The 19,907-nt window shown below is 69.1% G+C and carries 17 protein-coding genes; 3 read left to right on the forward strand and 14 right to left on the reverse strand.

Annotated features, from left to right (window positions below; all coding sequences use genetic code 11):
• Positions 1–43 precede the first annotated feature (43 nt).
• The 4 genes from ACZK5N_RS09860 to ACZK5N_RS09875 all read right to left on the reverse strand — a co-directional run bounded on the left by ACZK5N_RS09860 (position 44) and on the right by ACZK5N_RS09875 (position 4,040).
• Complete coding sequence (locus tag ACZK5N_RS09860; protein ID WP_463624829.1) at positions 44–1,306, reverse strand: MFS transporter; 1,263 nt, start codon at positions 1,304–1,306, stop codon at positions 44–46.
• A 12-nt stretch (positions 1,307–1,318) separates the two neighbouring features.
• Positions 1,319–1,735 carry an ArsR/SmtB family transcription factor gene (locus ACZK5N_RS09865; RefSeq protein ID WP_463624830.1) on the reverse strand — a complete coding sequence of 139 codons (417 nt, stop codon included), beginning with the start codon at positions 1,733–1,735 and terminating at the stop codon, positions 1,319–1,321.
• 107 nt (positions 1,736–1,842) lie between these two features.
• Positions 1,843–2,448, reverse strand: coding sequence for a CueP family metal-binding protein (locus ACZK5N_RS09870; protein WP_459018803.1), 606 nt, complete (start codon positions 2,446–2,448; stop codon positions 1,843–1,845).
• A gap of 107 nt (positions 2,449–2,555) precedes the next feature.
• Positions 2,556–4,040: a multicopper oxidase family protein gene (locus tag ACZK5N_RS09875; protein WP_463624831.1), complete on the reverse strand. Its 1,485-nt coding sequence runs from the start codon at positions 4,038–4,040 to the stop codon at positions 2,556–2,558.
• Between the two features lie 113 nt (positions 4,041–4,153).
• On the opposite strand from ACZK5N_RS09875, the gene ACZK5N_RS09880 reads away from it, so the two are divergent.
• Entirely contained in the window at positions 4,154–6,328 is a 2,175-nt protein-coding gene (locus tag ACZK5N_RS09880; protein ID WP_463624832.1) for a heavy metal translocating P-type ATPase, read from the forward strand.
• A gap of 69 nt (positions 6,329–6,397) precedes the next feature.
• Here ACZK5N_RS09880 and ACZK5N_RS09885 read toward each other — a convergent pair whose 3' ends face one another.
• Genes ACZK5N_RS09885 through ACZK5N_RS09900 form a run of 4 tightly spaced genes read right to left on the reverse strand, consistent with a single transcriptional unit; the run spans position 6,398 to position 10,537 of the window.
• On the reverse strand, positions 6,398–7,333 hold the full coding sequence (locus ACZK5N_RS09885; protein WP_463624833.1) for a glycoside hydrolase family 68 protein: 936 nt from the start codon (positions 7,331–7,333) through the stop codon (positions 6,398–6,400).
• Between the two features lie 4 nt (positions 7,334–7,337).
• Entirely contained in the window at positions 7,338–8,234 is an 897-nt protein-coding gene (locus ACZK5N_RS09890; protein WP_459018799.1) for a carbohydrate ABC transporter permease, read from the reverse strand.
• A 1-nt stretch (position 8,235) separates the two neighbouring features.
• A complete protein-coding gene (locus tag ACZK5N_RS09895) occupies positions 8,236–9,192 on the reverse strand; it encodes a carbohydrate ABC transporter permease (RefSeq protein WP_459018798.1) in 957 nt (318 codons plus the stop codon).
• 55 nt (positions 9,193–9,247) lie between these two features.
• On the reverse strand, positions 9,248–10,537 hold the full coding sequence (locus ACZK5N_RS09900) for a sugar ABC transporter substrate-binding protein (protein ID WP_459018797.1): 1,290 nt from the start codon (positions 10,535–10,537) through the stop codon (positions 9,248–9,250).
• A gap of 206 nt (positions 10,538–10,743) precedes the next feature.
• On the opposite strand from ACZK5N_RS09900, the gene ACZK5N_RS09905 reads away from it, so the two are divergent.
• Positions 10,744–11,967: a glycoside hydrolase family 32 protein gene (locus ACZK5N_RS09905; protein ID WP_463624834.1), complete on the forward strand. Its 1,224-nt coding sequence runs from the start codon at positions 10,744–10,746 to the stop codon at positions 11,965–11,967.
• Here ACZK5N_RS09905 and ACZK5N_RS09910 read toward each other — a convergent pair.
• From ACZK5N_RS09910 to ACZK5N_RS09935, 6 genes are all read right to left on the reverse strand, one after another.
• Positions 11,927–12,994, reverse strand: a complete 1,068-nt coding sequence (locus ACZK5N_RS09910; protein WP_463624835.1) for a LacI family DNA-binding transcriptional regulator — start codon at positions 12,992–12,994, stop codon at positions 11,927–11,929. The genes ACZK5N_RS09905 and ACZK5N_RS09910 overlap by 41 nt on opposite strands.
• Before the next feature lie 86 nt (positions 12,995–13,080).
• Positions 13,081–13,473 (reverse strand): DUF302 domain-containing protein, encoded by a 393-nt coding sequence (locus tag ACZK5N_RS09915; RefSeq protein WP_463624836.1) that lies wholly within the window; start codon positions 13,471–13,473, stop codon positions 13,081–13,083.
• Positions 13,474–13,564: 91 nt separating this feature from the next.
• Entirely contained in the window at positions 13,565–14,851 is a 1,287-nt protein-coding gene (locus ACZK5N_RS09920) for an MFS transporter (protein ID WP_463624837.1), read from the reverse strand.
• A 24-nt stretch (positions 14,852–14,875) separates the two neighbouring features.
• Positions 14,876–17,284 carry a glycoside hydrolase family 2 TIM barrel-domain containing protein gene (locus ACZK5N_RS09925; protein ID WP_463624838.1) on the reverse strand — a complete coding sequence of 803 codons (2,409 nt, stop codon included), beginning with the start codon at positions 17,282–17,284 and terminating at the stop codon, positions 14,876–14,878.
• A gap of 14 nt (positions 17,285–17,298) precedes the next feature.
• The gene (locus ACZK5N_RS09930) at positions 17,299–17,865 is read right to left on the reverse strand and encodes a TetR/AcrR family transcriptional regulator (RefSeq protein WP_463624839.1); all 567 of its coding nucleotides are present in this window, start codon (positions 17,863–17,865) and stop codon (positions 17,299–17,301) included.
• Between the two features lie 167 nt (positions 17,866–18,032).
• On the reverse strand, positions 18,033–19,304 hold the full coding sequence (locus ACZK5N_RS09935; RefSeq protein ID WP_463624840.1) for a hypothetical protein: 1,272 nt from the start codon (positions 19,302–19,304) through the stop codon (positions 18,033–18,035).
• Between the two features lie 152 nt (positions 19,305–19,456).
• On the opposite strand from ACZK5N_RS09935, the gene ACZK5N_RS09940 reads away from it, so the two are divergent.
• The gene (locus ACZK5N_RS09940) at positions 19,457–19,906 is read left to right on the forward strand and encodes an HIT family protein (protein WP_459018789.1); all 450 of its coding nucleotides are present in this window, start codon (positions 19,457–19,459) and stop codon (positions 19,904–19,906) included.
• Position 19,907: the final 1 nt, after the last annotated feature.

A 19,907-nucleotide genomic window follows, 5' to 3' on the forward strand; every position in this document is an offset into this window, starting at 1 on the left:
CGGGGGGTTCGGCGACTTCTGGGCGGCCCCTGAGGGCAAAGGACTATGGCCTTCTCTCACGCGTCGATAGTACGTGACCCTCGGTGGAGGAACGCTCGCCCGAGACACGCACCGCCGTCCACGCCCCACGCGCCCACCCCAGGCCGACCAGCGCCACACCCACCAACACCGCCGCCACACCCGGCAACCCCAGCTGGGCCCCCAGTAGCCCCGCGAGCGGATAGGTGACGAGGAAGCACGCGTGCGAGAGCGAGAACTGAGCGGCGAACACCGCGGGGCAGGTCTGCTCCGTCGAGTTCCTACGCAGGAGCCGCGACGACGGCGTGAGCACTGCTGAAGTCGCGGCCCCGATCACGAACCAGAGCCCGAGCAGCAGCGGCCAGGCGAGGCCGCCGTCGACCCAGGCGAGCACCACGGCAGCCGCCCCCAGCCCCACGGGGAGGACCGACGCACCCACCAGCATCACCCGACGATCTGGCAGCCGGTCGAGGAGCCGCGGCACGGCCAACGCCACGACCATCGATCCGGCGCCGTACGCAGCCAGCATGACGGCCAGGTCACCCTGTTCCCGCCCGAGGTGCATGCGCACGATCACCACGGTGTTGACGATCACCATCGCCGTGGTGGCCGCGACGACGAGGTTGATCCCCAGCAGGCCGCGGAGTTCCCGGTTGGCCCAGAAGTGCCGGGTCCCGCTGGTGAGGCGATCCAGGAACGGCGCCGGGCCAGGCGGCCGGACGCTCGGCACCTGGGCGAACGCAACCAGGATCGCCGAGCCGATGAAGCCCACAACGGTGCCGACGAAGAGATCCTGGTACCCCACCACCGCGAGCAGGGCTGCAGCGATCATGGGGCTGACGAGGGCCTCCATGTCGTAGGCCAGCCGCGACAGCGACAGCGCCAGCGTGTACTCCCGCTCCGCGGGCAGCACCGTCGGTATGAGGGCCTGGAAGGCTGGCGTGAACGTGGCCGACGCCGACTGAAGCAGGAAGATCAGCGCGTAGATCTGCCACGCCTCGCTGACGAACGGCAGGCACAGCGCGACGCCGGCGCGGACGAGATCGGCCGTGATCAGGAGGGGCTTGCGCGGCACCCGGGCGACGACGGCGGACATCACCGGGGCGACGGCCACGTAGGCCACCATCTTGATGGTCATCGCCAGCCCCATCACCGCGCCGGCACTGCCGGGCGAGACGTCGAACGCCAGCAACCCCAGGGCCACGGTGAGCAGACCGGTGCCGAGAAGCGCGATCACCTGGGCGGAGAACAGGTTCCGGTACGTGCGGTTGCGGAGAACGCTGAGCATGTTCGGACCCCCTCAGTCGACCGGGCCGGCTGCGTCCGGTGCAGCGGCCGCCGCCGAACGGTCCCCCCGCAAGGCGGCCTCGCTGTGGTGGAGCGGCATCTGCCCAGCTGCGGCGACGGAGTGCTCGGCCTGCTTGACCGCCTCCAGGATGACGCGGAGCGCATGTTCGTCGGAGAGTTTGTAGAGCACCCGCGTGCCGTCCTGCCTGGTGGTGACCATGCGCGCCATCCGCAGGCGCGCCAGGTGCTGCGAGACCCCGGACGGATTCTTGCCCACGGCCTCGGCCATCTCGCCGACAGACAGCTCTGTGGCGGCTTCGAGCTCGAGGATGAGCCTGATCCGCGTGGGGTCCGACAGCAGCCCGAGCACCTCGGCGGCGAGGTCGACGAATTCCGAGGGGACGTCGCGAGTCTTCTTATCCGCATGCATACGCAGATTCTAATACATTCCGCCTCAGGAGTCCCGCCCCCGAAGCGGCGGGCACCACCTCCCGGGGTCGACTCGAGAGCCGGCAGACAGATCCGCCGTCGACGGAGCTACAGCAGCTGCAGCGTCGTCAGGCAGGTGGGTCCTTCGGAGTCGGAGGAGAAGCGACTCTCCGCGCGCTGGCCGTCCTTCGTCACGACGACGGTGCCTTCGACGTCCTTCGGGATCCAGAAGCCCACGAACCCGTTGGCGTACGTCGTGGCATCCTCGTCGACCAGGACCTCGCCGTCGTCGGTGGTGATGGTCACGTGCACGTCCTCGTCGGCAAGCTCCCCGCGACACGTGCCGAGGTTGTGGAAGTAGCACTCGTGCGTGGTGGTCTCGTACGGCGCCATGGAGAGGTAGAACCCGTCACCGTCCAGCGGCATCGCGGCCTCTGTGGTGCCGTCGCTGAGCAGCACCTCGTCGTAGCGGACGGATGCGGCCAGCGGCAGCGGGCGTGGCGCGTCGAGCTGGTCGAGCGCCTCCACCACCTCGCGGCCGCTCTTCCCCTCCAGGCCTTGGGCGGCGAGAAGCGGGGCCGCATCCCCAGCTGCGACGCTCGCCACCGTCGACGACGGGCGCGGAGACTCGGCGGCCTCGGGCACGGAACACGCCGAGAGGGTGACCGCGGCGAGCGGGACGACCACGAGGGCAATCGGGCGGAAGGGGCGCATGGTGTCTCCTGAGATGGTGTGTGATTTCTGTCAAGTTCGGCCGCCGCGGCTCAAGATCCGCGCCGCCACGGTCGAGGACGGGGCAAGGTTGCGTCAGGAACGGCCGCTCACACGTAGCGCATCGACGTCATCATGCCAACTTCCGCGTGGTAGATGTTGTGACAGTGCAGCATCCACTCCCCGGGGTTGTCGGTGAGTAGGTCCGCCTCGATCGTCTGCATGGGGGCCACCAGCACCGTGTCCTTCCGCAGCCCGCCGCTGGCCGGCAGCCCCCACGTGTGGCCGTGGATGTGCATGGGGTGGGCCATCATCGTCATGTTGGTCATCGTCATCCGCACCCGGCGGCCGGCGGACACCTCGAACGGCTCGTGGTCGCCGAACTTGCGCCCGTTGATGCCCCATCCGTACGGGTCCATCTGGCCGTTGAGCTCCACGTCGAAGGCGGTGTCGACGTCGCCGTCCGCCAGCCGTGCCCCCTCCGCCGCACGCAACTGTGTGCCCAGCAGGGCGTCGCCGTCCAGCTCGGGCACCGGCGTGCCGGCGGTGGGCGCGGTCCCGGCCGCGGTGCGCACGACGGCGAGCGCCAGCCCGCGCTTCCCCTCCGGCCTGGCCACCAGCGGGAATGCGCCATCACCCAGGGTGATGAGGGCGTCGTATCGCTCCCCCATCGCCAGAAAGAGCGCCCTGGTCTCGCGTGGCTCGACGGCGTAGCCGTCGGAGTGCGTCACGGTCATCGTGTGGCCGCCGAGCGCCAGCCTGAAGATGGTGTCGGAGCCGGCGTTGATGATCCGCAGCCGGATCCGCTGCCCAGGCTTGCCGTCGAACGTCACGGGCGCGTCGGGAATGCGCCCGTTGATGAGGTAATGCGGGTACTCGATGTCGCCCGCGTCGCCGAGCGGGGACCCGGCGCCGGGCATGCCTCCCATGTCGTGGCCCCCCATCCCCATCCCCCTGGACACCGAGCCGTTCTCCGCGGCCAACTCCTCGACGATGTCGTCTGGGTTGCGGCCCACACCGTCGGTCCAGTCGTCCAGGACGATCACCCACTCGTCGTCGTAGGCACCAGGCTCGGCCGGGTCGTCGATGATGAGCGGCGCATACAGCGCGCGGTCCAGCTGCACGCCGGAGTGCGGGTGGAAGAAGTAGGTGCCGGGGTCGGGCGCCACGAATTCGTACCGGAACTCCGCCCCGGGCTCGATGGGGTCCTGTGACACGCCGGGGACCCCGTCGGCCGCGTGGTGGAGCCGGATCCCATGCCAGTGCACGCTGGTGGAGGCGGGCAGTTCATTGGCGACGGTGACACGGAACAGGTCACCGGCCGTGCCTCGCAGGACCCTCGGGCCGGCGTCGTCGTACCCCCAGGTGTTGGCGGTGACGCCGCCGAGGTCGAGCGTGAGCGGTCGCGGGCGAAGCGCCGCCTCGACAGTGGCGCGCCCTGGCGCAGGCGTGAGCGCAGGAGTCGGGTAGACCGGGGGGGTGCCGCCGTGGCTGGACGGCGCGCCGGGCGGCGGTCCGGTGCACGCGGAAAGCAGCCCCGCGCCGGCGATGCCGGCTCCGCCGAGCAGGATGTGTCGTCGAGTCAGTGCGCTCATGACTCCAGCCTGCCCCGGGAAATCGCGGCAACCCAGGGCGCGACCATGAAGAAACGGTCAAGATCGGGTCACCGAGCCTTGATTAATACCCCCCGGGGGTATATAACGGGGTCATGGAGCCACACCATGATCACCACGCCTCACACGACCCGCACGCCGGCCACGCCGACCGCGGCGGGGTGGTGGTCGACGAGAAGCACATCGGTCACGCCACCCATGGGCAGGCAATGCCCCAGGGTCACGCGCACTCCGTCGTCGACGACCAGCAGGTCCACTCACAGGGCGAGCACGCCGGGCATTCGACGGCGATGTTCAAGAACCGCTTCTGGGTGTCCCTGGCTCTGACCATCCCGGTGGTGATCTTCAGCCCGATGGTGGCGCACCTGCTCGGGTACCACCTGCCCGAATTCCCAGGGTCCACGTGGATCCCACCCGTCCTCGGCACAATGATCTTCGCCTACGGCGGTGCCCCGTTCCTCAAGGGCGGATGGCGCGAGCTGAAGTCGCGGCAGCCGGGAATGATGCTGCTCATCTCGCTGGCCATCACCGTCGCGTTCGGGGCCTCCTGGGTGACGACGCTTGGCATCGGCGGCTTCGAGCTCGACTTCTGGTGGGAGCTGGCGCTGCTGGTGACCATCATGTTGCTCGGCCACTGGATGGAGATGCGGGCGCTCGGGGCTGCGTCGTCGGCGCTTGATGCATTGGCGGAACTGCTGCCCAACGAGGCGGAGCGGGTGACGGACGACGGGACGGTCGTCATTCCGATCGCAGACTTGGCGGTCGACGACGTGGTACTCGTCCGGGCGGGCGCCCGGGTGCCGGCGGACGGCACCATCGTCGACGGCGCGGCGGAGTTCGACGAGTCGATGATCACCGGTGAGTCGCAGCCGGTGGCGCGTGCTGAGGGCCAGCGCGTCGTCGCAGGCACCGTCGCCACGGACAACACGGTGCGGGTACGGGTCGACGCCACCGGCGACGACACCGCGCTGGCCGGAATCCAGCGGATGGTGGCAGACGCGCAACAGTCGTCGTCGCGTGCGCAGGCCCTGGCAGACCGGGCCGCGGCCCTGCTGTTCTGGTTCGCGCTGGGCGCGGGCATCCTCACAGCGATCGCCTGGACGCTACTGGGCCGCCCCGACGAGGCCGTGGTGCGGACCGTCACCGTCCTGGTGATCGCCTGCCCCCACGCGCTCGGGCTGGCGATTCCCCTTGTCATCGCGATCTCCACCGAACGTGCCGCCAAGAGCGGCGTGTTGATCAAGGACCGGATGGCGCTGGAGCGCATGCGCACTATCGACGTGGTGCTGTTCGACAAGACCGGCACGCTGACCGAGGGTGCCCACGCGGTGACGGGGGTCGCGGCGGCTCCCGGGACCTCGGAGGCGGAGCTGCTCTCGTTCGCCGCGGCGGCTGAGGCCGACAGCGAACACCCCGTCGCGAGGGCGATCGTCGCCGCCGCGGCCGGGCACTCCGGGGCCTCGGGCATGCGACGGCGCGGAACCGACTTCTCCGCCGCCACCGGCCGCGGGGTGCGGGCCACCGTCGACGGCGCGTTGATCCAGGTGGGCGGGCCGACCCTGCTGCGCGAGCTCCGGCTGGAGACGCCGTCGGCTCTCACGGAACAGACGGAATCGTGGTCGGGGCGGGGGGCCGGCGTGCTTCACGTGATCCGCGACGGCGAGGTCATCGGCGCGGTCGCCGTCGAGGACAAGGTGCGCGCGGAGTCGAAGGCGGCGGTCAAGGCGCTGCAGGATCGCGGCGTGCGGGTGGCGATGGTCACCGGCGACGCTCGGCAGGTGGCCGACGCCGTCGGCGCCGAGCTGGGCATCGACGAGGTCTTCGCCGAGGTGCTGCCGCAGGACAAGGACACCAAGGTGACGGAGCTGCAGGGTCGCGGGCTGACTGTGGCGATGGTGGGCGACGGCGTCAACGACGCCCCCGCCCTGGCGCGCGCCGAGGTGGGGATCGCCATCGGCGCGGGCACGGACGTCGCGATGGAGTCTGCCGGCGTGGTGCTGGCGGGCAACGACCCGAGGGCGGTGCTGTCGATGATCGACCTGTCTCGGGCCAGCTACCGCAAGATGATCCAGAACCTGGTCTGGGCTGCGGGGTACAACGTGGTCGCGGTGCCGCTGGCCGCCGGTGTGTTGGCGCCCGTCGGCGTCGTGCTGTCCCCCGCTGCGGGGGCGGTGCTGATGTCGCTGTCCACGATCATCGTGGCGCTCAACGCGCAGCTTCTGCGCCGGCTGGACCTCGACCCCGACCGCATCACCCGGGGCGCTGGTTAGCCCGCGCTCTACGGCGGTGGATCTGGCGGCGTAGTCGCGACCAGATCCACCGCCGTAGGTGTTCGTGCGTCAGGCGAGGCGGAGGGCCCGCCCCTCCCGGACCACGGGGATCGGGTCCAGGATCTCGCCCTGGAACACTCCGCCCACCTTGTCCGAGAACCCGACGATCACCCAGTCCTCAGGCGACCTCTCGATCAGCCGGGCCGCGTAGAGGCTCGGGTGGTCGAGGGTGCCGGCCGCTTCGAGGTCCCACGGTCCCAGGAGGGACTCCCCCGGCGCGAACCACATCCCACCGGTGGCCTGGCCGCGACGGCGGTCGTCCTCGAGGTCGGTCCAGCAGCAGAAGACGAGGAACGGCATGCCGTCGACGACGACCACCTGCGGCACCTCCATCTGCCCCCAGCCGGCAGGCGCCGACAAGGGGGGACGCACCTCCCACGAGTCAAGGTCCGCGCTCACCGCGTGCCCGATCACGGACCGCGTGGCAGCCTCACCCGAGGCGGCCCGGGCGGTGAGCAGCATGTGCCAGAGCCCGTCGTCGCCCCGGAGCACCCACGGGTCACGCCAGGCCTCGTCGAACCAGTCACCGGACGAGAGCTTCTCGTACCAGCGAGGGTCCGCCTCGCAGACCGGCTGGTCGAACCGTCGGCGCCACGTGATGAGGTCGTCTGATTCGGCGACCCCCACCCGTTGCACCTTCCAGTCCTCCGCCCGCGACACTCCCGTGTAGAACAGCCGCCAGGTGCCGTCGTCTGCTTGCACGACGGAGCCGGTCCAGGTGGAGCCGTCGTCCCAGGCGGGCTCGTCGGCGGTCACCAACGCGTCGGGCAGCACCTCCCACGTCACAAGATCAGAGGACCGGGCGTGACCGATCGAGGCCCGACGATGCCGCCGTTCCGGGTCGATCAACGCCCGCGACGCCCGCAGGAAGAACAGGTGGTGCTCCCCGTCGTCGCCGCGGACGGGCCAGCTGTCCCACACCCAATGGTCGGCAAGTCTCAGCACTGGATCACCCCTTCACGCCGCTGGAGGCGATCGAACTGACGAACGCCCTCTGGAACACCAGGAACACCAGCAGCACTGGCAGCGTGATCAGCGACGTGTACGCCATCACCTCGCCCCAGGCGGTGTTGAGCTGGAAGAAGTACTGCATGCCCACCATGACGGGCCGCAGCGACTCCTGTTGCACCACCATCAACGGCCACAGGTACGAGTTCCACGCCGGGAGGAAGGTGAGGATCGCGACGGTGGCGAACGCCGGGCCGGACAGCGGCACGATGATGCGCCAGTAGATCCCGAACCAGCCTGCGCCGTCGATGCGGGCCGCCTCGTCGATGGAGACGGGGATGGTGGAGAAGTACTGCGTGAACAGGAAGATGGAGAACGCATTGGCGATGAACGGGACGATCATCACCTCGTAGGTGTTGAGCCAGCCGAAGTCGTACTTGAGCAGCCCGCCTTCCCACACCAGCGTCGGCAGCTTGCTGACCCAGTAGACCATCGGCACCGCGATGGTCTCGAACGGCACGATGAGCGTGGCGATGACGACCGTCAGCACCAGCTTGCGGCCCTTCCACTCCATCCGCGACAACGCGAACCCCGCCAGCGAGTTGACCACCAGGCCGAGCCCGACGATGAGCACGGTCACGATGATCGAGTTGAGGAGGAACTGCCAGAACGGCACGCGGTCGAACACGTCGGAGTAGTTGTTGAACGAGATGTCCCCGACGGGGAGGAACGCGCGGATGTTGTCGACGTCGGCGAGGATCTGGGCATCGGGCTTCAGGCTGGAGACGAACATGAAGATCAGCGGGAACATGAAGATCACCGCGAGGATCACCATGGGGATGTAGATCAGGATCTTGCGGCGGCGCTTCTCGGCCGCCAATCCAACGGTCTTGGCCATGTCAGTCCTTGTCTCGGGTCAGGAAGCGCTGGATCATCGCGATGATCAGCACCAGGACGAAGAAGATCAGCGAGATCGCGGCGCCGTAGCCGGTCTGCTGCTCACGGTAGCCGCGGCGGACCGCGTGGAAGACGAGCGTGGTGGTGGAGTCGACGGGGCCGCCCTGCGTCATCACGTCGATCTGGACGAACAGGCCCAGCGCGGCGATGGTGATGGTGACCAGGATGAAGATCATCGTGGGCCGGAGTCCGGGCCAGGTCACGTTCTTGAACTGCTGCCAGCCGTCGGCGCCGTCCATGCGGGCAGCCTCGTACAGCTCCTCAGGGATGGTCTGGAGGCCGGAGAGCCAGATGATCATGTGAAAGCCGACCGCCTGCCAGATCGACAGCACGATGATGGCCGGCAGAGCGGTGGTCGGCTCGTTCAGCCAGGCGATGTTCTCCCACGCCCCGAAGGTGAGCATGTCGATGAACGAGTTGATGATGCCGTCGGGCTGGTACATGAACCGCCACAGGATGGACACCACGACGATCGACGTCACCACCGGGATGAAGAACACGATCCGGAAGAACGTGGTGCCGCGAAGCTTCTGGTTGACCAGCACCGCAAGCACCAGCCCCAGACCCGCCTGCACCGGAACGACCACGATGGCGAACAGGAACGTGTTGATCAGGGACCGGATGAAGGTGGGGTCGGCTGTGAAGGCGCGGACGAAGTTGTCCAGGCCCACGAAGCGGGGCGGGTTGGGCGAGATGAGGCGGGCGTTGGTGAACGACAAGCCGAACGCGAGCCCCACGGGGATGATCAGGAACATGAGCAGCAGCAGAGCTGCCGGTGCGATCATCGCGTAGGCGGCGCCGTGGCCCTGGCGCTTGGGCTTGCGCTTGACGGGCGTTTCGGCTTGAGTTTCGGCGGCCGGGACGGCGGCCGCGGGCGCGACCGACTGAGGAGTGGTCATATCAGGTCCTCCAGTTGATGGAAGGCCGGGGCCCGGAGGCCCCGGCCGGAGTGCATCAGAAGCCGTAGCCGTCGTTGTTGGCGATGTCGGCGTCGATGTCCTTGACCGCCTGATCCAGCGTGGTCTGGACGTCGGCGCCGTTCATGATGTCCATGGCGGCCGTGGTGAAGGTGGTGGAGATGACCGCGTAGGCCGGGGTCTCCGGGCGCAGCACCGCGAACTGGGTGAGCTCGGTGAACGGCCGCAGCACGCCCTCCTCGCCGAAGTACTCGCTGAGCGCGGTGCCCTCCTCAGTGGCCGGAATGACGATCTGCTTGTCGGCGAACGCCGCCACGTACTCGGGCGCGAACGAGAACTCGAGGTAGGCGCGGGCGCCGTCGAGGGCCGCACCGGAGCACTCGGAGGAGATGCCCCACTGCCACGAGCCGCCGCCGATCTTCGGGCCCTGGCCGAGATCCGGCGGGGGCAGGATCACGAGGTCGTCGCCGACGGCCTCGATAGAGCCGAGCGCGTTCCACACGCCGGTGTAGCTGAGGCCCACCTCGTCGCGGTTGAACTCCTCGTTGCCGATGGTGCCGGTATTCGAGGCGAGGCCCTGTTCGAACAGGCCCTGGAACCACTCGCCCCAGGCCACGGCCTCGGGGCCGTTGAGGGCGCCGTCTGCGGAGAGGAAGGTGGAGCGATCGATCAGGTCACCACCGAAACTCTGCAGCATCGGCGAGTACGCGTAGGGCCACCACTCGCCGGCATCCTCGGCGCCGATGTCGAGCGGGGTCTCGTAGCCGGCGGCCTTGAGCGTGGTGAGCGCGGAGTCGAACTCCTCCTGGGTCCAGGGCTGATCGACGGTGGCCACGCGGATGCCGTTGGCCTCGAGCACCGACTTGCGGGCGAAGATGGCCAGCGCGGCGTCCCAGTAGCCGGCGGAGTAGACCTCGTCCTCCCACATGCCGACGGCGGTGGGCAGCAGGGAGTCGGTGATCTCAGACGAGATCCCCAGCGGCTGGATGTAACCGGCCCAGGCCCAGTTGGGGACGATGGGGCCGTCCATGTCGAGGAGGCAGGGCAGGTCACCGGAGGTTGCGGCCGCCACGATGGCGTCGTTGTAGGCGCCCTGCGGGAATGACTCCGAGACCACCTCGTAGTCGTCCTGGGACTCGTTGAAGTCCGCCATGATCTGGTTGTAGACCTCGAGCTCGGCAGGGTTGCCGGCCGAGTGGGTCCACAGCGTGACCTGCGTGGGTCCGTCGCCCTCACCCTCGGGGGTCTGGCCCGCCTGCCCGCAGGCGGAGAGTGCGAGGGCGGAGACGATGGCCATGGCCGCGAGTGCTCGTCCTGTGCGCTTCATTGCTGGTCCTTCCAAGTGCTGACCGCCGGCGTTGGCGGTGCGGTTCCTGAGGTTCCCTAAATCGAATTAGGTGACTACACTATGCGTAGAGAACTTGCCTCCTGTCAACCCCCAGCGTTCGACCGTGACCAATCTGTGACATTCCACCCCAGTAGACGGTTTGGGCCCACGGGCAAACTAAATCGAATTAGGATCCGAGGATGAGCGTGACCACAGAAGTTCACAGCACCTACCACCTGCGCCCGGCCGCCGGCGGCTGGCTCAACGACCCCAACGGCATGACCAAGGTGGGCGACGTCTGGCACGTCTTCTACCAGCACAACCCGGCCGGCCCCTGGCACGAGGCGATTGCGTGGGGCCACGCCACCTCCCGCGACCTCGCCACCTGGCAGCACCACGCGATAGCCTTCTCCCCCACCCCGGGCGGGCCGGACGAGTTCGGCTGCTGGTCCGGCTGCTTCGTCCCCGGCGGGGACCGCCCGACGGTGGCCTACTCCGCCATCGCGGACGCGTCGCACCGCAGCACGATCTGCCTGCGCTACGGCTCCGACGACCTGCTCACCTGGGGTGACCCCGTCGTCGTTGCCGAAACCCCGGATGCCGACGGCATCGCCGTCATGCGCGACCCCTTCGTCTTCGAGGTCGACGGACGGCGCTGGGCGCTTCTCGGCGCCGGCCTGCGCGACGGCTCCCCCGCGGTGCTGCTGTTCAACCGCGACGACGAGACGGCCTGGACCTACGAGGGCCTGTTCGCCACGCCGTCGGATCCGGCGTGCGCCGCAGCCGATCCCGCCGACATCTGGGAGTGCCCCCAGCTGGTGCGGGTGGACGGCCGCTGGGTGCTGATCCTCTCGCTGCAGCATCGCGGGGTGCTCGGCCGGGTGGTGGCCGTCGTGGGCGACGTCGCTCTGGTCGACGGCCGCCCGCGGTTCGCCGGCGACCATCTGAACGTCCTCGACGACGGTCACGACTTCTACGCGCCACAGGTCACCGAGGCGGACGGGCAGCCCCTGCTGCTGGGCTGGATCCGCCAGATGGACCAGGAGCCCGCGGTGATCGACCACGCCGGGTGCATGACCCTGCCCCGGCGGCTCCACCTCCACGGAGACCTGGTCTCCAGCTCAGTGGATCCGGCGGCCGCGGAGGCCCTCGCGGGCGGGCCGCGGCGCCCCCTCGTCTCGGGCCACGCCACCATGGGGGGGTGGCAGGCACGCCTGAGCTTCGACGGCGACGGCGCCACCCTGACCCACGACGAGTTCGGGCGGGTTGCAGTCCACTCGGGCGCCGACGTGTGGGTGGACGGTCCGGTCCTGGAGGTCTATCCCCGTGACGGCGTGCCGGCCGTATGGCGCAGCGATTCGCCCTGGCGGCTGGACGCGCCGGAGGGCGTCACGGTCGCGGTGTGCGAGGTGGCGCCGTCGACTCCCTGAGAATCAGTTCGCAGGGCACGGCTCGCCGGGGGTGCTCCACCGGCTCGCCCGCTGCGGCGGCGATGGCCATGGCAACCGCCTCCGCCCCCATGCGCGCATGCGGGAGCGCGATCGTCGTCAAGGGCGGCACTGTGCATTCGGCCATCTGCTCCTGATCGTCGAAGCCGACGAGCGACAGGTCCTCCGGCACCGCGATCCCCAGGCGGGCCGCCGCGAGCATCGCGCCGACTGCAACCCGGTCGGTGATGGCGAAGAGTGCCGTCGGGCGCTCGCCGGCGGGACGGTCGAGGACCTTCATCGCCGCGTGGTAGCCGCTGTCGATCTGCCAGCCGGCCTCCACGTACGATGCGTCGACGCCCCGACGCCGAGCTGCGGCCAGGAAGGCCTCCCGACGGATGGGGCCCGAGATGTTGCCGGCGTCCTCCTTGACCAGGGGGTCCCAATGGCCGCTCAGCATGACGACGCGCTGGTGACCGAGATCCGCCAGGTGCTCGAGTGCCTGGGTGGCACCGTAGGCGTCGTCGGGGTAGACGCTCAGCTCGTCGTCGCGCTCGCTGGTGCAGTTGGCCAGGACAAGGGGGAGATGGGCGCGCGGGGGGCGGTTCAGGACCTGGAAGCCCATGCTGGCGTAGATGAGGGCATCCACCTGGCGACGTTCCAGCTCCTTGATGGCCCGGGTCTCCGCATCCTCCCCCGCGTGGAGGTCCATGACCAGCAGCACGTGCCCGAGCGCGATTGCCTGGTCGCTGGCCCCCGCCAGCAGGCGGCCGGCGAACGGGGAGCCGACGGCGTCGGTGAACAGGCCCACGGAGTGAGTGGTGTTGCTGCGCAGGGACCGGGCGACATGGTGGGGCTCGTAGCCCAGGCGCTCTGCCGTCTCGAGGATGCGCTTCGTGGTCTCAGGCGAGATGTTCCCGCCGTCGCGACTGTTGAGCACGAAGGACACCGCCGTCGGCGACACTCCCGCCGCCGCGGCCACGTCGGCGGCGCGGACCCGGCGACGAGGCTGGCTGACCATGCCTGCCATTGGGCCACCTTGGCGGCCGCGGTGTCAAGCGCGGGCGCCCTCCATCGGCGGCACACTGAACGCGGCAGGGCCCCGCGTCCGCTGGGTCAGGCCGAGGCCACGCGATCCAGAGCCGCCTTGAGGGCGTTGCGCACCTCGTCGGCGATCGCCTCCATCTCCGGGTTGCCGGTGAGGGCGACCATGGTCTCCGGGTCGATCGTCTCCACGACCGTGACCCCCGCGCTGTGCCGAACCACCACGTTGCACGGGAGCAGCAGGCCCAGCGACGGCTCCACCTGGAGTCCGCGGTGCGCGAAGCGGGGGTTGCAGGCGCCGAGGATGATCTGGTCGTCGATGTCGACGTCGATCTTGTTCTTCAGCGTCTTCTTCAAGTCGATCTCGGTGAGGATCCCGAAACCGCTCTCGGCGAGCGACTCCTTGATCTGGGCCAGGGCCACGTCGAAGGGGCGTTCCAGGTCGATGCGCAGTGCGTAGTTCATGGGTAAACCTCCTGAGTGCATCATGCCGCCCACCGGGGCAGCGCGAAGGAAGTTGCCGAGACTGCCCTCGCCCCACCTGACTCGTCGACTCCTACCGATCCCGGTGAAGCGTCGCCCAGTACAGGACGGGAACCAGCAACAGTGCGAGGAACCCGCCCAGGAGCGACAGGAACGCGTAGTCGGTGGCAGCCATCACCACGCCCGACATCACGCCGCCACCCGCGCCCGCCAGTGCGATGAGTACGTCGATACTCCCCTGCACCCGGGCGCGGTTCTCCTTGTCGGTGGCCTCGATGACGAGCGCCGTCCCCGAGATCAGCCCGAAGTTCCAGCCGAGGCCGAGCAGGATCAGCGCCAGGATCAGGAACCCGAGCGAATCGGGCGGGGAGAGTGCGGCAACCAACCCGGCGGCCAGCAACGTCACCCCTGCCGCCACCGCCATCCGGGTCCGCCCTACCCGGTCCACCAGGATCCCCGTGAGTGGAGACGGGAGGAACATGGCTGCCACGTGCAGGCTGATCACGAGGCCGACGGCTCCCAGCCCGTGCTCGTGGGCGCGCATGTGCACAGGGGTCATGGTCATGACAGCCACCATCGCGGTCATGGTGAGCACCATGACCGTCGCGCCGACGTACACCCCGACCCGCACACGCGACACCCGGTTCGGGGTGCCGGAGGCCTCGGCTGCCGACGCGTCCAGCGCCCGGGCGAGAAGATAGGGGTCCGGCCGCAACATCACGACCAGCACGCAGCCTGCCGCGAGGTAGGCGACGGCCGCGAGCATGAACGGTCCGGCGAGGGCCGGAATGCCCAGGGATGTCGCGAGTCGGCCCAGCGGTTCGATGAGGATCGGTCCCCCGACGGCGCCGAGCGTGGTGGACACCATCGCGACGCTCACCGCGGCACCGCGCCGTTCGGGGAGCGCGAGGTCGGTGCCGGCGTAGCGGGCCTGCAGAGTGGTGGCGGACCCGGCGCCGTAGACGAACAGGGAGGCGAACAGCAGGGCGATGTTGCCGGTCACCGCACCGATCACGACGCCGACGGCGCCCAGCCCACCGGCAGCGAATCCGAGGCCGAGCCCGGTCCGACGCCCCCACCGGTGGGTGGTCCGCCCGACGATGTACGCCGTCAGCGCCGAACCGAGGGTGAACAGGGCGATCGGCACCCCGGCGAGTGCGTCTGAACCGAGCACGTCCTGCGCGAGCAACGACCCGACGGTGATCCCGGAAGCCAAGCCGGCGCCGCCGAACAGTTGGCTGACCACGACGACACGCAGTGTGCGGCGTTGGACCCGGGCTCGATCGAGTTCCCCGAGCCCTTCGGTGGTCCTGCCACCGCTGTGGCCAGCGATGGAGAGCCCGTCCTGCCCACTCGTCATGGGCCCACTATGCCCCTTCGTTCGTCAGGTCACAGTCAGTGTCAGGACCACCGGCTCCAGTCCTTCTGCCGCGACCCTGACCGCAACCTCCCCACCGCCCTTGGGACGGACGACGGCGAGAGCACGGCCGTCGAAAGTACGCCAGGAGCCTGAGTCGAAGCGCTCCTCAGTTCTTGGGTTCGCACTGCACATACCGGCCAGGATGCCGGCGCCGGACACCTCGACGGTGACCGCACGTTCCTCCGACGTGACCAGTACCCCGTCGTCGTCTCGCAGTTCGATGGCGACGAACGCGAGGTCGGCGTCGTCGTCCCGCAGCTCCGCGCGGTCCGCCGTCGCTGTCAGCCGTGCAGCCGTCCGCGCCGTGGACATGCTCGTGCGTCCAACCTCACCCCCACCGCGGTACGCAACCGCGGTCAGTTGGCCGGCGCCGTAGACAGTCTCCAGGGTGGCCCTCATCGGGTGTTCCTCCCCCACGGTCGCGCGGGCCACCTCGTCGCCGTCGAGCAGCAGCGCCACCTCCTCGGCGTCGGCGTACACCTCGACGACGACCGGTTGCCCCTCGAAGCCCGGCCACGTCCACGACGAGACCGAATCGCTCCACCCCCACGGCGACTGCATGGTGATCGTGTGGCCGTGGTGCTCCGGTCGCTGGACCGCGACGTAGGGCTCGGAGCGCAGCCCGAAGACGATCTCGCGGTAGTAGGACACGGGGCGGCGCCAGCCGGTGATGTCGAGGTCGCCGCACCACGCCGTGAGGTACGGGTACTCGCGCTCCAGCCCTGCGACGGCCTCCGGGTCCTCCGCGTACGCCGTCGCGCCGATGCCCACCTCACCGAGATAGTCCCAGCCGGTCCACGTGAAGTCGCCGATCACGTTCGGGGCGGCCTCCACCATCGGCCACAGCCGGCCGATCTGCGACGGGAAGGTCTCGGACCCGACGATCACGCGGTGCGGGAACAGTTCGGCGTCAATCGAGTACCGCGACTCAGCGTAGTTGAGCCCGAGCACGTCGAGTGGGGCGCTGGACTCCGCGGTGCGCCTGCTCGCCGACTCGCTCGCGCTGACGACGGCGAACGGCCCGCCCTCGGCGGCCATCATCTCGTTGAGCCCGCCAGCCTCCTCGGCGATGGCCGGCACCTCGTCGATGACGGCGAGGAACGGGTTGATGCCGTTGGCGACCAGCCGGGTCGGGTCCAGGGAGCGGACGTGCTCGGCCATCCGCCGGGCCCAGCGCGCCCCGTGCGGGGTGCCCACCTCGGCGATCTCGTTGCCGATCGAGTACATGATCACGCTCGGGTGGTTGCGGTCCTTGGCCACCATGGCCTCCAGGTCCGCCGCCCACCACTGCGGGAACTCCGCCGCGTAGTCGTAGGGCGTCTTGAACTTCGTCCACATGTCGAAGGCCTCGTCCATGACGAGCACGCCGAGACGGTCGCAGGCATCGAGCAGCGCGGGCGAGGCGGGATTGTGCGCCGTGCGGATGGCGTTGAAACCGGCCTCCTTGAGCAGTTCGATGCGCCGCTCGTCCGCGCGCCCGATCGCGGCAGCGCCCAGCGGCCCGTTGTCGGAGTGGATGCAGGCGCCCCGCAGCAGAACGGACTCGCCGTTGATCCGCAGCCCCTTGCGGGGGTCGACGGTGACGGTGCGGATGCCGAAGGTCACCTCCGTGGCCTCCCCCTCGCCCAACGAGACCAGCGCCTTGTACAGGTGCGGGTGGTCCGGGCTCCACAGGCGTGGCTGCTGGACGTAGAACCGCTGCCGGACCAGCGCGGTTTCTCCTGGGGCAAGGGTCGACGGCGTGGCGTCGCGCTCGGCCTCGCCGTCGTCGGCAGCGCTCAGGCTGGTCTCCACCGACACGGTTGCCGTGCTCAGCCCGGCATTCCGGATGGTCGTGACGATGTCGACCACCGCCTGGTCGTCCTCGACACGCACCGTCGTCACCGCGACGCCGTCGGGGACCACATGGGAGGGCCGGTCAACATGGAGGACGACGGGACGGTGCAGGCCGGCGCCGGAGTACCAGCGGGAGTCCTGGCCGGAGCGCACCTCGATGCGTAGCGTGTTGTCCTCGCCGTGGCGGAGGTAGGGGGTGAGGTCGACGAAGAACCGGGCGTAGCCGTCGGCGCGGTTGCCGGCGAACTCGTCGTTCAGGAAGACCTGGGCGCGACGGTAGGCGCCCTGGATCTCGAGGCGGACGATCCGGCCGCGCCACTCCTCCGGGACGGCGAAGGTCTTGAGGTAGCTGAAGGCGCCGTGGGAGTGGTAGGCCCCGGCGCCCTTGCCCGGCGCGTCCGCGCTGCGGTCGGCGTCGCGGAGGGCGTCGTGCGGGAGTCGGACGGCGGTCGGCTCGGCTGCTTCGCCGTTGGCCGCGGCGAAGGGACCGAGCGGAAGGCGATAGGTCCAGCCGTCATTGAAGGGGATCGCGCTCATGGGTCTTCTCCTGGTCAGGGGCCGGCCGGCGGGTCGGCGGGGGCGGGGATCAGTGCGGCGAAGACGCGCCTGACGTCGTCTTCGGTGACCTCATCCGGCGCCAGCCAGCGCTGGAGGCCGAGGCCCTCCTGGATCGCGTCGACGACGCGGGCGCTGATGCCCTCCACCCGCCGGGCGATGGCGTCGCGCGACCGGCCCATCCACTGGCGCATCAGGTCGGCGTAGCGGGGGTGCCGGAAGGCCAGGACGTAGAGCTCGGCCAGGAGGATCTTGGTCCGGGCGTCGTCGTCATCCTCAAGCACGAGGCGGGTGAGCGCCTCTCGAGGATCTGCGCCGGAAGCATCCATGGCGCGGTCGAGTGGCGAGAACGACTCGTCGGCGAAGCGCTCAAAGGCCGCGAAGATCAGATCGTCGCGGTTGGGGAAGTGATACGTCATCGAGCCCAGGGGGACGTCCGCGGCGACGGCGATGGTGCGGTACGTGGCGCCGGCGACACCGTGCTCGGCGATCAGATCGAGTGTCGCGGCGATGATGCGGTCCCTGCGCTCGGGGTCGTGCCGACGCGCGGTGCTGCGCTCCATGCTGCTCCCGTCGTGGCCGTCGTTGACTGACGCAGCTTATCAGAACGTACGTATATGCGTTCCGGCTACCTCCACCGCCGGGCACTCTCCGGCGAATCTGGCGGCGTAGTCGCGATCAGATCCGCCGGAGAGCTCAGCGACCGTCTCGCGCACACCCGCCTGCACCGTCATCCTCCGGAACGGCCCAACTGGTAGGCCCGGTCGTGGCGCATGGACCGCGGCGCGAACCCGGTCTTGGCCAGCACATACGCCACAGCGTCGTTCTCGAACGCCGCGCTGGCCATCTGGGCGTACCGGCGCTCGACAAGACGAGCCACCACGCGCTCCCCCACCGAGCTGGCCCTGAGCCTCCGGGTAGTCACCGAGGAGCCGCAGAGGGCCGGGGACGAGACCGACGGGGGGCGCACCTCCGCCAGATCCAAAGCGTGCCAGGTTCCCCGGGTGGTGAACTCCGACGCCTTCAGACACGGCGAATAGCCCAGCGCCGCGGCGTCACTCCAGATGACGTCCAGATCCTGCGGGCGGTAGGCGCCCTCAAAACCGATTCCATAGCGGTACGAGACGACGAACACCGGTTTGCCGTAGTCCATCAGCGGCGAAAGATGGGTATTGCTGATACCCGACAAAGTGAGCGAGTGATTCTCGATGAGCAGATAATCGAGCAGCGGGGAGACATCCGCCAGACGGTATCCGAAGAACACGTCTGCAGTGTGCTTGAACGGATCATAGAGATTCACCCCGAAGCTCTTGCCGTGCTCTCGGCAGACCTCTGCAACCTCCTCCAGAAGCGCCATGACGCTGCGACTGCGGAAATCCAGATAATCGGTGATGACCCGGTGGCCCCACTTCTCCTGCGCAGGCAACGAATAGCCGTATCGGGCACCGAAGACCGCGCCGCAGTGCCGGCACGAGCAGCCGAAGAAGGAGATGTAGTCGCGGCGGACGAAAAATGGTGGAATCCCGAAGACGATGTTGTCCAGGAACACGCCGTCGAAATCCTCACGACACGCGGCACGAACCCGGTCCAGGATGATCCGGCGAGCCGCGGGATTGTTGGGGCAGGTGAGCGAGCGGCCACGGCTGTAGGGAAGGAGGCGGCCTGCGCCGTCCCGGCAGAACACGTCCTGGCCAACGAATTCCCTCGTCACCACGTTCAGCCCTTGAACGTAGGCGTGGGTCCTGATGCCCTGTTCGCGAAAGCCGCGCAGACGCTCGACGATATAGCGTCGGTCCGGCTCCTCCGTCGCGTCGGAGAAGCCCCAGGAATACGTCACCCACATATCCGTGACGCCGAGTTTCGCACGCGCATCCGCGAGATAGTCGGGCTCGTAGAGACGCATGAAACTGTGCGCGTCGATGCGCGGTGAGCGGTACTTCACGTTGAGCAGCCGAATGGTGCCCGGACCGCCCCAGGCATATAGACCGATAGGCTGGACCATGCTCCTCCCGGGTCGATCGACGAAAACCTCAGATTATCACGCAGCCCTATCGCGAGGCGCTGAACCGGTCGTGCTGCGGCACGGGGAAACCCACGCTTCCGGCCCTGGCATCGGGCGCCCATAGAAGCCGGTCGATCCTGCAGAATGGCGCCATGGTGAATCCACCGAAGACCGATGACCTGGTGTGCGGGATCGTCGCGGGCGAGGTGGCCGCGGAAATCGTCTACCGCGACGCACACGTGATCGCGTTCCTCGACCACCGGCCGTTGATCAAGGGCCACGTGCTGGTCTGCCCGGTGGCGCACGTCCCCACCCTCATCGACCTTCCGCCAGAACTGGTCGCGCCACTGTTCGGCGTGGTCCAGCGGGTGGCGTCCGAGGTCGTCGAGGCGTTCGGCGCCCAGGGCACCTTCACCGCCGTCAATACGGTGGTCAGCCAGTCCGTCCCTCACCTGCACGTGCACGTGGTCCCGCGCACGAAGGGCGACGGGTTGCGCGGGTTCTTCTGGCCCCGCACTCGGTACGCCGACGGCGAGGCGGCCGAGTACGCGGCACGGCTGCGCGCGGCCCTCGCGGCACACACGGAAGCACCGGGCGGGTAGC

Source organism: Tessaracoccus pujii (genome assembly GCF_055326215.1).

What these genes read in the sequence shown, in the direction of transcription:
- ACZK5N_RS09860 (WP_463624829.1), bottom strand. Translation starts at nt 1,306, where the DNA reads ATGCTCAGCGTTCTCCGCAACCGCACGTACCGGAACCTGTTCTCCGCC.
- ACZK5N_RS09865 (WP_463624830.1), bottom strand. Translation starts at nt 1,735, where the DNA reads ATGCATGCGGATAAGAAGACTCGCGACGTCCCCTCGGAATTCGTCGAC.
- ACZK5N_RS09870 (WP_459018803.1), bottom strand. Translation starts at nt 2,448, where the DNA reads ATGCGCCCCTTCCGCCCGATTGCCCTCGTGGTCGTCCCGCTCGCCGCG.
- ACZK5N_RS09875 (WP_463624831.1), bottom strand. Translation starts at nt 4,040, where the DNA reads ATGAGCGCACTGACTCGACGACACATCCTGCTCGGCGGAGCCGGCATC.
- ACZK5N_RS09880 (WP_463624832.1), top strand. Translation starts at nt 4,154, where the DNA reads ATGGAGCCACACCATGATCACCACGCCTCACACGACCCGCACGCCGGC.
- ACZK5N_RS09890 (WP_459018799.1), bottom strand. Translation starts at nt 8,234, where the DNA reads ATGGCCAAGACCGTTGGATTGGCGGCCGAGAAGCGCCGCCGCAAGATC.
- ACZK5N_RS09895 (WP_459018798.1), bottom strand. Translation starts at nt 9,192, where the DNA reads ATGACCACTCCTCAGTCGGTCGCGCCCGCGGCCGCCGTCCCGGCCGCC.
- ACZK5N_RS09900 (WP_459018797.1), bottom strand. Translation starts at nt 10,537, where the DNA reads ATGAAGCGCACAGGACGAGCACTCGCGGCCATGGCCATCGTCTCCGCC.
- ACZK5N_RS09910 (WP_463624835.1), bottom strand. Translation starts at nt 12,994, where the DNA reads ATGGCAGGCATGGTCAGCCAGCCTCGTCGCCGGGTCCGCGCCGCCGAC.
- ACZK5N_RS09915 (WP_463624836.1), bottom strand. Translation starts at nt 13,473, where the DNA reads ATGAACTACGCACTGCGCATCGACCTGGAACGCCCCTTCGACGTGGCC.
- ACZK5N_RS09920 (WP_463624837.1), bottom strand. Translation starts at nt 14,851, where the DNA reads ATGACGAGTGGGCAGGACGGGCTCTCCATCGCTGGCCACAGCGGTGGC.
- ACZK5N_RS09925 (WP_463624838.1), bottom strand. Translation starts at nt 17,284, where the DNA reads ATGAGCGCGATCCCCTTCAATGACGGCTGGACCTATCGCCTTCCGCTC.
- ACZK5N_RS09930 (WP_463624839.1), bottom strand. Translation starts at nt 17,865, where the DNA reads ATGGAGCGCAGCACCGCGCGTCGGCACGACCCCGAGCGCAGGGACCGC.
- ACZK5N_RS09935 (WP_463624840.1), bottom strand. Translation starts at nt 19,304, where the DNA reads ATGGTCCAGCCTATCGGTCTATATGCCTGGGGCGGTCCGGGCACCATT.
- ACZK5N_RS09940 (WP_459018789.1), top strand. Translation starts at nt 19,457, where the DNA reads ATGGTGAATCCACCGAAGACCGATGACCTGGTGTGCGGGATCGTCGCG.